This window comes from Paraburkholderia sp. 2C (assembly GCF_054589215.1).
The window spans coordinates 229,517-243,798 of the sequence record NZ_BAAILL010000049.1 but is presented as its reverse complement, the minus strand read 5'-3'; the positions used below and the strand labels follow the sequence as shown (position 1 = coordinate 243,798).

Annotated in this window: 10 protein-coding genes; 6 read left to right on the top strand and 4 right to left on the bottom strand. The window is 65.6% G+C overall.

All coding sequences use genetic code 11. The features are described 5' to 3' along the window. Positions 1–25 precede the first annotated feature (25 nt). Both ACYPXD_RS25345 and ACYPXD_RS25340 read left to right on the top strand, forming a co-directional pair. A complete protein-coding gene (locus ACYPXD_RS25345; RefSeq protein WP_459717549.1) occupies positions 26–1,681 on the top strand; it encodes a bifunctional aspartate transaminase/aspartate 4-decarboxylase in 1,656 nt (551 codons plus the stop codon). Between the two features lie 265 nt (positions 1,682–1,946). Then, on the top strand, positions 1,947–3,188 hold the full coding sequence (locus ACYPXD_RS25340; protein WP_459717546.1) for a pyridoxal-phosphate-dependent aminotransferase family protein: 1,242 nt from the start codon (positions 1,947–1,949) through the stop codon (positions 3,186–3,188). 60 nt (positions 3,189–3,248) lie between these two features. Here the strand turns inward: ACYPXD_RS25340 and ACYPXD_RS25335 are convergent, their stop codons facing one another. Next, the gene (locus ACYPXD_RS25335; RefSeq protein ID WP_459717541.1) at positions 3,249–4,463 is read right to left on the bottom strand and encodes an MFS transporter; all 1,215 of its coding nucleotides are present in this window, start codon (positions 4,461–4,463) and stop codon (positions 3,249–3,251) included. Positions 4,464–4,903: 440 nt separating this feature from the next. Between ACYPXD_RS25335 and xdhA the strand changes: the two genes are divergently transcribed. From xdhA to xdhC, 3 genes are all read left to right on the top strand, one after another. Further along, on the top strand, positions 4,904–6,484 hold the full coding sequence (gene xdhA, locus ACYPXD_RS25330) for a xanthine dehydrogenase small subunit (RefSeq protein WP_459717539.1): 1,581 nt from the start codon (positions 4,904–4,906) through the stop codon (positions 6,482–6,484). A gap of 99 nt (positions 6,485–6,583) precedes the next feature. Continuing rightward, the gene (gene xdhB, locus ACYPXD_RS25325; RefSeq protein WP_459717536.1) at positions 6,584–8,968 is read left to right on the top strand and encodes a xanthine dehydrogenase molybdopterin binding subunit; all 2,385 of its coding nucleotides are present in this window, start codon (positions 6,584–6,586) and stop codon (positions 8,966–8,968) included. Beyond that, positions 8,956–9,564, top strand: coding sequence for a xanthine dehydrogenase accessory protein XdhC (gene xdhC, locus ACYPXD_RS25320; RefSeq protein WP_459717533.1), 609 nt, complete (start codon positions 8,956–8,958; stop codon positions 9,562–9,564). Before xdhB ends, xdhC begins: the two co-directional genes overlap by 13 nt. On the opposite strand, the gene ACYPXD_RS25315 is transcribed toward xdhC, so the two are convergent. The 3 genes from ACYPXD_RS25315 to ACYPXD_RS25305 form a co-directional block, all read right to left on the bottom strand. Continuing rightward, a complete protein-coding gene (locus ACYPXD_RS25315) occupies positions 9,469–10,560 on the bottom strand; it encodes a LysR substrate-binding domain-containing protein (protein WP_459717530.1) in 1,092 nt (363 codons plus the stop codon). The genes xdhC and ACYPXD_RS25315 overlap by 96 nt on opposite strands. Positions 10,561–10,693: 133 nt before the next feature. After that, complete coding sequence (locus tag ACYPXD_RS25310) at positions 10,694–11,338, bottom strand: DsbA family protein (protein ID WP_459717527.1); 645 nt, start codon at positions 11,336–11,338, stop codon at positions 10,694–10,696. A 266-nt stretch (positions 11,339–11,604) separates the two neighbouring features. Further along, on the bottom strand, positions 11,605–13,230 hold the full coding sequence (locus tag ACYPXD_RS25305; protein WP_459717524.1) for a TAXI family TRAP transporter solute-binding subunit: 1,626 nt from the start codon (positions 13,228–13,230) through the stop codon (positions 11,605–11,607). A 718-nt stretch (positions 13,231–13,948) separates the two neighbouring features. Here ACYPXD_RS25305 and ACYPXD_RS25300 point away from each other — a divergent pair. Beyond that, positions 13,949–14,282 (top strand): BON domain-containing protein (locus tag ACYPXD_RS25300; RefSeq protein ID WP_459717521.1); only part of this gene is annotated, 334 nt, incomplete at its 3' end.

The window sequence follows — 14,282 nt, the reverse complement described above, 5'->3', positions numbered from 1 at the left end:
TCCGATATTCACTGGAGACACCACCATGGCAAAAGCAAAGTCAGACAACGGCGGCGAACAGGCGAAGCTCGCGGCATTAAGCCCGTTCGAACTGAAAGACGAGCTGATCAAGGCGGCCGGCGGCGGCGCGGTCGAGCGACCGGCGAACACCGCGATGCTCAATGCAGGCCGTGGCAATCCTAACTTTCTCGCGACCATTCCGCGCCATGGCTTCTGGCAACTGGGCCTTTTTGCGATGCGTGAAGCGGAGCGCTCGTTCGCGCATATGCCGGAGGGCGTCGGCGGCTTTCCGAAGCGCGACGGGCTGACCGAACGCTTCGAATTGTTCCTGCGCGAAAACAGGGGCGTGCCCGGCATCGACTTTCTGCGCGGCGCGGTGTCGTATGTGCGCGATCAGCTCGGGCTGTCGGCCGGCGACTTCCTCTACGAGATGTGCGAGGGCATTCTCGCGTCGAACTATCCGGTGCCGGACCGGATGCTGAAGCTGTCGGAGATTATCGTCGGCCAGTACTTGCGGCGCGAGATGATCGGCAAGCACCCGTTCGTCGGCGAGTTCGATATTTTCGCGGTCGAAGGCGGCACCGCGGCGATGACGTATATCTTCAACACGATGCGCGAAAACCGGCTGATCGAGGCCGGCGACACGATCGCGCTCGGAGTGCCGATCTTCACGCCGTACATCGAGATTCCGCGGCTCAACGACTACCAGCTCAACGTGATCAACCTGAACGCGGATGTCGAGAACAACTGGCAGTACTCGAAGGCCGAACTCGACAAGCTGCGCGACCCGAAAGTGAAGGCGTTCTTCCTCGTGAACCCGAGCAACCCGCCGTCGGTGAAGATCAGCGATAAAAGCCTGCAGCAGATTGCCGATATCGTGAAGGAGCGGCCCGATCTGATCCTGCTCACCGACGACGTGTACGGCACGTTCGCCGACAACTTTGTCTCGCTGTTCGCGCTCGCGCCGAAGAACACGATTCTCGTCTACTCGTATTCGAAGTATTTCGGCGCGACCGGCTGGCGCCTCGGCACGATCGCGACACATCGCGACAACGTGCTCGATCGCCTGATCGCCGAGCTGCCGAAGGACGCGAAAAAGGAACTGCACGCGCGCTACGAGTCGATCACCACCGAACCCGACAAGCTCAAGTTCATCGACCGGCTCGTCGCGGACAGCCGCACGGTCGCGCTCAATCACACCGCTGGCCTGTCGACGCCGCAGCAGGTGCAAATGGTGCTCTTCTCGCTGTTCTCGCTGATGGACACGCCCGATGCATACAAGTGCGCACTGAAGCGGCTGATTCGCAACCGCAAGCGCGCGCTGTACGAGGAAATCGGCATTTCGTTCGAAGACGACGATCCGAATCAGGTCGACTACTACACAATCCTCGATATGGAATTTCTCGGCGAGCGCGCCCATGGCCGCGAATTCGTCGACTGGATCAAGAAGAACGCGCAGCCATCCGAACTGCTGTTCCGTCTCGCACGCGAAGCGCGTGTCGTGCTGCTGCCGGGGCGCGGGTTCGGCACGGCGCACCCGTCGGGACGCGTGTCGCTTGCGAACCTGAACGAGTCGGACTACCGGGCGATTGGCCGCGCGGTGCGCAAGCTGATCGAGGAATATGTCGAGCGCTTCAATGCGGCGACGGGCAAAAGCCTCGACAAGAACAAGGTGAAGTGAGGCTGTTGAGATGACCGGGTTGCGCACGGTGATAACTGCACATAACGCGCGCTGAAATTGCGCCGGAACCGTGCAGGTGCGAATCAGGCGCGCTGTCAAAAAACTTGCACATTCGCGCGGATCGGTGAATGATCGGACGATGCGGTAAAAAGCGGCCCGCCGGCGGTCTGTCGGCGGGTCCATTTTTTACCGGCGCTTCCTGAGGCGTGTGCCTCGCGCGTGATCCGCGCTCTGTCTGTTCCACCTGCTCGTCTGCTTACCGATCATGTCAACTACAACATCCACCGTTCCGTGTCCCGAGGTCGAATCACTCGACGCCATCCTCCCCGAAGAACCGTTGCTGATGATGGGCGCCGGCCCCGTGCCGATTCCCGCCGCGGTAGCCAAGGCGAATGCGATCGTGATCAATCACCTGGGCGGTACGATGGCGAAGGTGGTCGGACAGGTGAAGACGATGGCGCGCTACGTGTTCCAGACCAATTCGAAGTGGGTGCTCGGCGTCGCGGGCCCGGGCTCGGCCGCGATGGAAATGGCGATCTCGAACCTGGCCTGGCCCGGCACACGCATGCTCAGCATCAAGAACGGCTTTTTCAGCGAGCGGATGGCCGAGATGGGCCGCCGCGTCGGCGCGAATGTGTCGCTGCTGGAGGTGCCGGACCGCACGGTCGCGAGCCTCGAAGAGGTCGCCGCGGCGATCGGCCGCGAGCGTCCTGAAGTCGTCACGATCGTGCAGGGCGAGACGTCGAACACGGTGTGGAATCATCATCTGCAAGCTATCGCCGCGCTTGCGAAAGCGGCCGGCGCGCTGGTCGTCGTCGATGCGGTGTGCACGCTCAGCACGATGCCGCTCGATATGGATGCCTGGGGCATCGATGCGGTGATTACCGGCGGGCAGAAGGGGTTGTCGTCGATTCCGGGCGTGTCGCTCGTTGCGTTTTCCGATGCCGCATGGGAGCGCGTGAAGGCACGCAAGGATCCGGGTCCGCACTGGTGTCTCGATGCGTCGCTGGCCGAAAACTTCTGGCACAACGCGGGCTATCACTACACGGCGCCGGTGTCGGGCGTGCTCGCGCTGCACGAGGCGTTGCGGCTCGTCTGCGCCGAGACGCTGGAGAAGCGCTTCGCGCGCCATCAGAAATGCTCGGTTGCGCTGCAGGAGGCGATTACCGCGATGGGCCTGCAGCTCTATACGCCGCAAGAATGCCGGCTCAATTCGGTGATCGGCATCGAAGTGCCGGGCACGTTGAGCCCCGGCGATATCTGCGGGCATATCTCGCGTCATCACCAGGTCGAGATTTCGGGGTCGTTCGGTTTGCCGATCGTGCGGATCGGGCAGATGGGCGAGCAGTGCCGCGCGCATAACCTGTTTCGCACCGTGCACGCGTTCGGACAGACGATGGTCGATCTCGGCGTGGGCGTCGATTTGCCGGCCGGTGTCGCGGCGCTCGAGAAGTCGTTATCGAATGGGACGAAGGCGGGCGTCAAGGCGCAGTTGCTTACGCATTGAGCAGGGTTGGCGCGCCGTTCCGCCGCTTGGCGGCGCGCCACGCGAGTTCGCCGGGCCTGCTCAAACCGCTGCCGAAGGCCCGGTCACACCGCGCACATAGCGCTGATAAAGCACCATGGTCAGCGCAATCGCCGCTGCGGCCGCAACGGCCGCGAACAGATACACGGACCCGTAACCGAACTCCCCCGCGATATAGCCGGCAAGCGGCCCGGTCACGCCCAATGACAGGTCGAGAAACACCGAGTACGCGGACAAGGCCGCGCCGCGGCTTGCCGGCGGCACCAGCCCGACCGCCTCGACGCCGAGCGCCGGGAACACGAGTGCGAAGCCGAAACCCGTCAGCGCGGCGCCGGCCAGCGCGACATGTGGCACCGGTGCGAGCCACAACATCAGCAGCCCCGCGCATTCGAGCGAAAACGACGCGATCGCGACGCGGAACCCGCCATACGTTTTGATCGTGTTCGCGAACAGCAGGCGCGCGCCGATAAACATCGTGCCGAACAGCGTCAGCGAGAGCGCCGCATTCGGCCAATGCCGCGCGGCATAAAAGAGCGTGATGAACGTCGCGATCGAGCCGAAACCGACCGAGCCGAGCGCGAGCCCGAGGCCGTGCGGCAGCACGCGCGCGAACACGCTGCGATACGACATCCGTTCGCCGTGCACGAGCGGCACCGACGGCACGAGCCGCGCGAGCGCATAGCCCCCCGCGGCTAGCGCGATGACCGCGATGCCGAGCGAGGCGAAGCCGATGTGGCGCGCGATCACGACGCCGAACGGCGCGCCGATCGCCAGCGCGCCATAGGTCGCGATGCCGTTCCACGAGATCACGCGCGCATTGTTCGCGGTGCCGACGCGGCCGATGCCCCACAGGATGGCGCCCGTGCCGCACAGGCTCTCGCCGACGCCGAGCACGAGGCGGCTCAACACGAGCAAGGTGAGGCTCAATGCCGGCCAGTGGGTGGTCAGCGCGGCGAGCAGCAGGCCGACGCCGCTCACGCCGCTCGCGATCAGTCCGTTCGACACGGTTTTTTTCGGCCCGAGCGTATCGGCCGAGCGGCCCGCGAGCGCGCGCGATGCGAGTGTGGCGAGGTACTGGACGCTGATGGCCAGGCCGGCGATCACCGCGCTGAAACCGAGTTCGCCGTGCACATAGCCCGGTAATACGGCAAGCGGAATGCCGATATTCAGGTAGCAAACGAACGTGAAGAAAACGACCGGGATGATCTGCAACGTGGTCGCAAATTCACTGCGCGGTGAAGCGGAGTCGGCGGACATGGGGAAAACGAGACTTGAAAACGGCGGAAGTCCGTGATTTTCCCATGGAACCGAGACGTTTGAAAGCGAGTGCTTAAAAAATATTCAGCATCAGGGTGCCGGATCAGGGCGGCCAGTCTCCCCGGCGCCCGGCCTCTTCGGCCTCGCGCGGGCTCTGCGTTGGCCACTTTTTGGGCCCCGATTGACCGCGATCGGCCGCGCGTTGGCCGAAACGGCGTATTCAAATCCGAAGCGCGTCGTAACAGACGCGCCGTCATAAGCGCCGGCAGCCGTTTAGCTATCTCAATATCTTTCTGGCGATATGAGCTGCATGGTTTTCGCGCTATGGGTTGCGCGAACGGGCGGTGATAGCTTTCGAACCATGCCCGCCGCATCGCCCGCGCCCCCGCGCGGACGCGAAAATCCGCCGCAAGCCGGAACAGATACGAGAGACACGAGACATGAGCCAGCCGATCCGCTTCTATCACCGCAACGCGATCCGCGAAATCAGCGACGCGCCGGTCACGCGCACCGTTCTGCAGTATCTGCGCGAGGACGCGCGTTGCACGGGCACGAAGGAAGGCTGCGCGGAAGGCGACTGCGGCGCGTGCACGGTTGTCGTCGGCGAGCGCGACGAACGGGGCGGCGTCCGCTTCAAGGCGGTCAACGCGTGCATCCAGTTTCTGCCGACGCTCGACGGCAAGGCGCTGTTTACCGTCGAAGACCTGCGCCAGCCGGACGGTTCGCTGCATCCGGTGCAGGAAGCGCTCGTCGAATGCCACGGCTCGCAATGCGGGTTCTGCACGCCTGGCTTCGTGATGTCGATGTGGGCGATGTACGAGCAGCATGGCCATGAATATGGCCACAAGCCTGGCCGCGCGCCGCATGACGCCGCGCCCGCGCGCGCCCAGGCCCACGCTTGCGGCACGAACTGCACCGTGCCGACCCGCGAGGAAGTGAGCAACGCGCTGACCGGCAATCTGTGCCGCTGCACCGGCTACCGTCCGATCGTCGATGCGGCGATGCGCATGTTCGAATTGCCGGCGCCGGCCGCGCCCGTCGATACGGCGGCGCTGTCGCACACGCTGCTGTCGCTCGAGCGCGACACAACCTTCGAATACGAACACGCGGGCCAGCGCTTCGCCGCGCCGCGCACCGTCGACGCGCTCGCGCAGCTCAAGCAGGCGCAGCCGGCCGCACGCATCCTCGCGGGCAGCACCGACATTGGCCTGTGGGTCACCAAGCAGATGCGCGCGCTCGGCGACATCGTCTACGTGGGTCAGATTGCCGAGCTGCAGACAATCGAAATCACCGACGATTGGCTCCACATCGGCGCGGGCGTGACCGTCGAAGCCGCCTACGCGGCGCTCGCGAAGCACTATCCGGAGCTCACCGAAATGTGGCAGCGCTTCGCCTCGCTGCCGATCCGCAATGCGGGCACGCTTGGCGGCAATGTCGCGAACGGCTCGCCGATCGGCGATTCGATGCCGGGGCTCATTGCGCTTGCCGCGCGTGTCGTGCTGCGCGGCGGCGGCGTCGAACGCGAGATGCCGCTCGAAGACCTCTATCTCGCGTACCAGAAGAAGGACATGGCCGAGCACGAGTTCGTCGTTGCGGTGAAGGTGCCGACACGCACCGGCGCGCGCGCGAACCTGCGGTTTCGCACGTACAAGATCTCGAAGCGCTTCGATTCCGATATCTCGGCCGTATGCGCGGCCTTCGCGTATATCGCGGACGGCGACGCGATCCGCGAGCCGCGCATCGCGTTCGGCGGAATGGCCGCGACGCCGAAGCGGGCCACGCAGGCGGAAAGCGTGCTGCGGGACGCGCAATGGCACGAAGCGACCGCGCAGGCCGCGATGCTCGCGCTAGCGAAGGACTATGCGCCGCTTTCCGATATGCGCGCCACCGACGAATACCGCCTCGAAACCGCGAAAAATACGCTTTACCGGTTCTGGCTCGAGACGCGTCCGCACGCTCCGCTGCCGAAGTCGGCGCTCGACGTGCGTGCGGTGCAAGCCGCGAAAGCGGTGGCCGCGTGAGCCGGCGCGCTACACGCCGCGGGACAGGCACGAGCCAGACCCCAGCCAGACTCCAGCCAGACACACGCCGCAAGACACGAGACACGGAGAATCATCCGCATGAACCAGCAAGCCGAACCGTTCCTGAAAGACGCCGGGCAACTCGCCGAACGCGACGCGTTCGCGCAGGTGCACGTGTCGCGTCCGCACGAGTCCGCGCATCTGCATGTGGCCGGCCGCGCGACCTACACCGACGATATTCCGCTCGTCGCCGGCACGCTGCACGCGGCGCTCGGCCTGTCGCAGAAGGCCCACGCGAAGATCGTATCGATCTCGTTCGACAAGGTGCGCGCGACGCCCGGTGTGGTCGCGGTGTTCACCGCCGCGGATATTCCCGGCCACAACGACTGCGCGCCGATCGTCAAAGGCGACGATCCGGTGCTCGCGGACGGCGTCGTGCAGTACGTGGGCCAGCCGATGTTTATCGTCGTGGCAACCTCGCACGACGCCGCACGCCTCGCGGCGCGGCGCGCGGAAGTCGTCTATGAGGAACTGCCCGCGGTGCTGACCGCGCAGCAGGCGCGCGCGGCGAACCAGAGCGTGATTGCGCCGATGAAGCTCGCGCGCGGCGACGCCGGCACGCAGATCGCGCGCGCCGCGCATCGCGAGGCCGGCGAGATGCTGCTCGGCGGCCAGGAGCAGTTCTATCTCGAAGGGCAGATTGCGTACGCGGTGCCGAAGGACGACGACGGCATGCACGTCTGGTGCTCGACGCAGCATCCGACCGAAATGCAGCATCTGGTCGCGCATGTGCTGAACGTGGCGTCGCATAGCGTACTCGTCGAATGCCGGCGCATGGGCGGCGGCTTCGGCGGCAAGGAATCGCAGTCGGGCCTGTTCGCATGCTGCGCGGCGCTCGCCGCCTGGAAGCTGCTGTGCCCGGTCAAGCTGCGCCCCGATCGCGACGACGACATGATGATCACGGGCAAGCGCCACGATTTCCATTACACGTTCGAAGTCGGCTACGACGACGACGGCATGCTCGAAGGCGTGTCGGTCGACATGACGTCGCGCTGCGGTTTCTCCGCCGATCTGTCGGGGCCGGTGATGACGCGCGCCGTGTGCCACTTCGATAACGCGTACTGGCTGCCGGATGTGGCGATCGCGGGCTTTTGCGGCAAGACCAATACGCAGTCGAACACCGCGTTTCGCGGCTTCGGCGGGCCCCAGGGTGCGTTCGCGATCGAATACATCATCGACAACGTCGCGCGCTCGCTCGGGCTCGACCCGCTCGACGTGCGGCGCCGCAATCTGTACGGCAAGACCGAGCGCAACCAGACGCCGTATGGGCAGATTGTCGAAGACAACGTGCTGCACGAGCTGATCGGCGAACTCGAAGCGACAAGCGACTATCGCGCGCGCCGCGCCGCCATCCGCGAATTCAACGAGCACAACGGCGTGCTGAAAAAAGGCATTGCGCTGACGCCGGTGAAATTCGGCATCGCATTCAACGTCACGCACTTCAACCAGGCGGGCGCGCTCGTCCATATCTATACGGACGGCTCGGTGCTCGTGAATCACGGCGGCACGGAGATGGGGCAGGGGCTCAACACGAAGGTCGCGCAGGTCGTCGCGCACGCGCTCGGCATCCGCTTTAGCCGCGTGCGCGTGACGGCGACCGATACGAGCAAGGTGGCAAATACCTCGGCGACGGCCGCATCGACCGGCACGGATCTGAACGGCAAGGCCGCGCAGGATGCCGCGCGCCAGTTGCGCGAGCGGCTTGCTGCGTTTGCCGCCGAACGCTATGGCGCAGGGCAGGTGACGGCCGCCGCGGTGCGCTTCGCAAACGATAACGTCATCGTGGGCGAGGCGGAGGTGCCGTTCGACGAAGTGATCGCGAAGGCGTATCTTGCGCGCGTGCAGCTGTGGTCCGACGGATTCTATACCACGCCGAAGCTCTATTGGGATCAGGCGAAGCTGCAAGGCCGGCCGTTCTTCTACTACGCGTACGGCGCGGCCGTTTCGGAAGTGGCGATCGACACGCTGACCGGCGAGATGCGCGTGCTGCGCGCCGATGCGCTGCATGATGTGGGCGCCTCGCTGAATCCGGCGCTCGATATCGGCCAGGTCGAAGGCGCATTCGTTCAGGGCATGGGCTGGCTTACCACCGAGGAACTGTGGTGGAACCAGGGCGGCGAGCTGATGACGCACGCGCCGTCGACCTACAAGATTCCGACCGTCAACGACATGCCGCCCGACTTCCGCGTGAACCTGTTCAGAAACCGCAACGCGGAGGACAGCATTCACCGCTCGAAGGCGGTCGGCGAGCCGCCGCTGTTGCTGCCGTTCTCGGTGTTTTTTGCGATTCGCGACGCGGTGGCCAGCGTCGCCGACTATCGGGTGAATCCGCCGCTCAATGCGCCGGCAACGGGCGAGGCGATCCTCAAGGCCGTGGGCGCGGTGCGCGCAATGCGCACGCATGCGCAAGGATGGCAGCGATGATGACCCCACGCTTGCCGATGCATATCGTGCTGTTCGGCGCGGGTCATGTCGGCCATGCGCTCGTCAGGTTGCTTGGCAGCCTGCCGTGCGTCGTGCAATGGGTCGACGAGCGCGACGAACTGTTCCCCGACGAAGTGCCCGCGAACGTGCAGGTCGAAGCGACCGACACGCCCGATGCGATCGTCGATCACGCCCCGCCCGGCGCGTACTTTCTCGTGATGACGCACAACCACGCGCTCGATTTCGCGCTCGCGTCGCGGATCATGCGACGGCGCGACTTCACGTACTTCGGGATGATCGGTTCGAAGACGAAGCGCGTGAAATTCGAACGACGCCTGATCGAGCGCGGCGTCGCTCCGGCGCGGATGGTCGAGATGATTTGCCCGATCGGTGTCGACGGTATTACGGACAAGGCGCCGCATGCGATTGCGCTGGCCGTTTGCGCGGAGCTGCTGCAGGTGCGATGCGCGCTTGTCGCGGCTCGGGCGGCGGCAGCGCCGTCAGCGGGATGGGGTGATGCGCGGTTGGGCGACATCGAATCCGGGACGCGCACCGGTGTCGACGTCGAGATCGCCGCTCGCGCCTGCTTCTTCTGACTGCGCGTCCGATCGGGCGGCCGATGTAGCCATCGGGGCCGCCTCACCGCTATCACGCGCGCGTCTCGCCTTGTGCGCCACGAGGTTCGCCGATACCTGCGCGAGCAGGCCGCGCAGCCACGCCAGATCGCTCGGCCGGTCGGTCTGCGGATGCCACATCTGATAGCAGCGGATGCGTGGAAACGGAATCGGCACGTCGACGACCGCGAGCGGCAGCAGGTTCGCGTAGTGCATTGCAAAGCGGCGCGTCGTCGTGAAGATCAGATCCGATTGCAGCAGCACATGCGGCACGAGCCCGAAGTACGGCAGCGTCGCGACGACGCGGCGCTCCGCGCCCGCGCGGGCGAAGCCCGCATCGATTGCGCCGCTGCGCCCGCCGCTATACGGCGTCGGCGCGAGATGCGGCGCCGCGAGATACGCATCGCGCGAGAGCGGCGCCCGCGTGAGCGGATGGTCCGCGCGCATCATGCAGACGACGGTGTCCGAAAACAGGTCGCTGCGCTCGAAGCGCTCGTCGGGTTTCGGCCAGTTGCCGATCACGAGATCGAGTTCGCCTTTGTCGAGCGCGGCCGCATGATCGAGCCGCGGACCGAGCGACTCGATCTCGAGCCGCGCATGCGGCGCCGCGTCGCGGAATTGCGCGATCACGGTCGGCATAAAGAAGTCGTTCAGGTAGTCCGGCGCGGCGATGCGGAAGGTGCGGCGCGAGCGCGCCGGATCGAAATCGCCATGCGGCGTCGCGACGAAATCGACGTCGCGCAACACCTTCTGCGCGGACGCGAGCAGCGACTCGCCGTATTCGGTCGGCACCATCCCCGACTTGCCGCGCACGAGAATCGGATCGTTCAGCGTTTCGCGCAGCTTGCGTAGCGCGGTGCTGATGGCCGGCTGTGTCTGGTTCAGGCGCAGCGCGGTTTGCGTGACGCTGCGCTCGACGAGCAGCGTGCGCAGCACGCGCACGAGCCAGATGTCGAGGGTAGCGGTGTTGTCGTCCACGGTGGTCGCGTCGGTCGGGTCGTCCTTGCGTAACCTTAAGCCTTTCCGCGCGCATCAGGCATCGCGCGCAAGGTATGGCGGGCATCAGCGTCGTCCGCCGGCCATCGTGCTGCGGAAATCGCGGCGTTCGAAGTTACGGCTTCGGGAATGCTGAAGGCAGCGCCGAAATCCGCTTGACCTCTTTCGACTCGAGCCAGTTCGGTGTGCGCGCACAGTAAAGCACCATCGGCAACGCGTCTTCGCCCCAGAACAGCTGCTTGTTCAGCCAGAACGTCGGCACGCCGAATACGCCGAGCGCGATTGCATCGGCGTTATTGCGCTTCAGTTGCGCCTTGGCCTCTTCACGTTCGACGAGTTCGGGGCCGTCCGCGATCGCGAGCCGCTCGCATAGCAGCGCGAAGCCGTCGGGCGTCGACGGGTCGCGGCCTTCACGCCAGATAAAGCGGAAGATCTCGCGCACCGTGTGCACGTCCGCGTGAATCGCGGCCGCAAGGCGCATCGGCTTGGTCGAATCGAACGGATGCACCGGAGGCATCTTGAACGGAATGCCAAGCTGTTCCGCGCGAAACAGCGCGTAGCGATACATAAAGACGCGCTTGGCCGGGACGTCGTACGCGAGACGCTCCCGCCAGTGGCCGTAGAGCTCGTTTAGCGTGGCCGGCGTCATCACGAATGGGAGGCCCGGCCATTTGTCGTACTGCTCGAGCAGCAGGTACGAAAACGGCGAGACAAAGTCGTAAAACCACAGTGGCTGCGTGGCGTCGATGCCATCGGTCATGATGTCTCCCGGGATTTCCAGTGTGGCACGGCGGCGCCGCCAAACGTCCGAACGTCTGAAGGATGGGTGCCGTGCCGGTTGCCCTCGATCTTACGCAAAGCCGGACCGCTGCGCAGCACCGGCGGGGCAAGCGAGGCGCTAAATGTGCGTCGGATGCGGGTTTCGCCTGACGCGTGGCGTGACGTCGGCGCAATCCGGGCGCAACCCGGGCGCAAGCCGGTCGAGCCGCAATGCGCGAGTGAACTCAGGCGACAAGTGCGAGGCGCTTACCCGGCGCGCGGCGTGTCGCTCGATGTCTCCGTGTCGCGGGCGGCGTTGTCGGCCTCGTTTTGCTGCGCTTCTTGCTGTGCGTCATGTCGCGCTTCTTGCCGCGCTGCTTGCTCCACTTCATGCGCCGCCTTTTGCTGCGCCTCTTGCGCGGGCGTTCCGGCGGGCTCGCCCGCGGCGGCCGGCGGCTCGCCGGACGGCGGCACCGTGCCCTGCGCGTCCGCATGCGGCTCGCGCGGACGCGTGAGCCGCTCGCGCACGAAGCCGATATGTTCGCGCAGCACATAAAACTGGTCCGCATAGGCAAGCGGCATCTTGAGCCCGTTGACCGCTTCCTCGATCGCGTCGAGCCGCTCGATCAGCGTATCGCGCTCGGCCTGCGAGGTTTCGCTCAACGCGCCGCGCTCGATTGCGATCAGCGCGCCATACCAGCGGTAGATCCGCGAACGCACGCGCCATGCATACAGCGACGGCACGAGCCGCAAGCCCGGAATCAGCACCACGATGATCGGCACGAGCACGACCAGCAGGCGATCCGCGAGGCTCGCGATCCAGAACGGCAGCGTGCGATACAGGAAGCTCTTGCCTGACTTGTAGTAGCGCGCCGCATCGTCGCTGATCGGAAAGTCGTGCGCAAGCGGCGCCGGGAAGTCGCCGGCGCGCTGCAGCACGCTCGCCTTGCCGTGCACCTCGCGCGCGGCTTCGACCAGCAGGTCCGACAGGGCGGGATGCAGGGAGGTGCGCGCGACGAGCTCGGCGGTCGGCGCGACCATTTGCAGGGTCTGCGACGGGATGTTCTTGCCGAGATCGAGCGAACCCATCGGCAGCTCGATGCGCGTCAGATACGGAAAACGTCCCGCGTAGGCGTGCGCCTGCGTGAAATCGTAGAACTGGATATTCGGCGTACGGAACAGCTTGATCATGACCGGCGGCTGCGCGGAGTCGCCGGTGAGGAACGCCGCGTCGACCTTGCCGTCGACGAGCGCCTTTGCCGCATCGTCGCCCGAGAGCGGCAGAAGCCTGGTCGGACCGCCCGGCGTAATGCCGTTCGCCGCGAGCAGCGCGAGCGCGAGTTCGCGCGTGCCGCTGCCTTCGGCGCCGATCGCGATGCGCTGCCCCTTGAACTGCGACAGCCATTCGACGGTGGGTCCGTGATAGAAGATCGCGACCGGCACGTACGCGACGCTGCCAAGCGACATGAGACCGTCGGTTTTGCCTTGCGCGATGCCGTCCTGCACGAACGCGACGTCGACCTTGCCGTTCGGCTCGAGCAGCCGCCGCAGATTGTCGGCCGAGCCCTCGGATTCGAGCACGACGAGTTTGACGCGGTTGCGCGCGAGGATGTCCTTGTAGCGCTGCGCGGCGTTCCAGAATGTACTGCCGCGCGGGCCGGCGCTGATCGTCAGCGTATCGGGCGGCGCGGGCTGGATCAGGCGCACGGCGGCCCAGATGGCGATGGCGCTCACGAGCAGGATCGGCACGAACGTCACGGCGAGATCGCGCCACGAGATGGCGACGAAACGCGCGACGAGGCGCGGACGCTTGCCCGTCGCTTTTGCGCTGCGCCTGGCGTCGGCGTTCGGCTTGACGCCTGGGTCGATGTCGGGGCCGTTGGGTGCTGTCATTGGAGGTCGTGGCGGCTGGCGTGGCTTGGCGTCGTCAATGCGGTCGGCAAATGCGGCCAGTTTTGCGGTCGACGATGCTCGCGCCGATGGTACATGAGAATGCCGGCGCGGCAATGCGCAAACGGCCGCGTCGAGGCCACAAACCCGTAACAATTCGTGAGTGCGAAGTGCGTGCGCAAGCGAGCGTACCCAAGTTCGGCAAGCTCGCGCTTGCTCCGGCAGGCTCACGCAAGCGCCTATTCGTCGGCGACACAACATTTGAGCCGACCGGCGGCGTTTTCGTCGCTAAAAGCTTTGCGATTTTTGCCGCGCTAGATTAAATTGGCGGCGCTGCCGCGCATCCGCGCTCGCACGCGCGATCTGGTCACCAGAACCGGGCGCGCTGTGAAGCCGCGCGGCACCGGACCGGTCCGCTCCCCCCGCGTGTCGTACTGCCGTGCCGTCGCCGTCCGGCGGCCGTTCTGCGGTTATCCCTGCGGCCGTCCGTTCCCCGCCTCTCGTCTCTCGCCTGCCGTGTAAGCCGGTCAACCGGCCGATGCCGCGTCGGGCGCGCGTCTCTCGCATGTCGTTTGACTGCGAGCGGTGCGCGCTGTCGTGCGTGCGTCGGCACGTTTGAACGAAGTCGTAACGAAGCCGCAATGCGGTCTGGTTCGTCCGGGTCTAGCGCGACCCGGTCGGGCCGACCGCGTCCAATCCGAAGTGAAAAAAAGGAGAAATCATGAAATCGGCAGTTCTGAAGGCGTTGGGTGGTGTGGTGGCAGTGATGGTCGCATGCAATGTCTACGCGCAGGCAAGCGACGCGGCAGCGGACGCTCAAACGGCGCAGACGAGCGCGAAGGCCGACAAGAAGGCGAACCGCCAGCTGGGCCACAAGGTCCGCGCGGCGCTCGCGAAGGCCAAGGGTCTCGACGTGTCGAGCATCGCCGTGCGCGCCAAGGGCGGCGCGGTGACGCTGACGGGTTCGGTGCCCGACCAGGGCCAGATCGACCTCGCCGGCACCACGGCGAAGGGCGTGGCCGGCGTGTCGTCGGTGTCGAACAAGTTGAACGTGC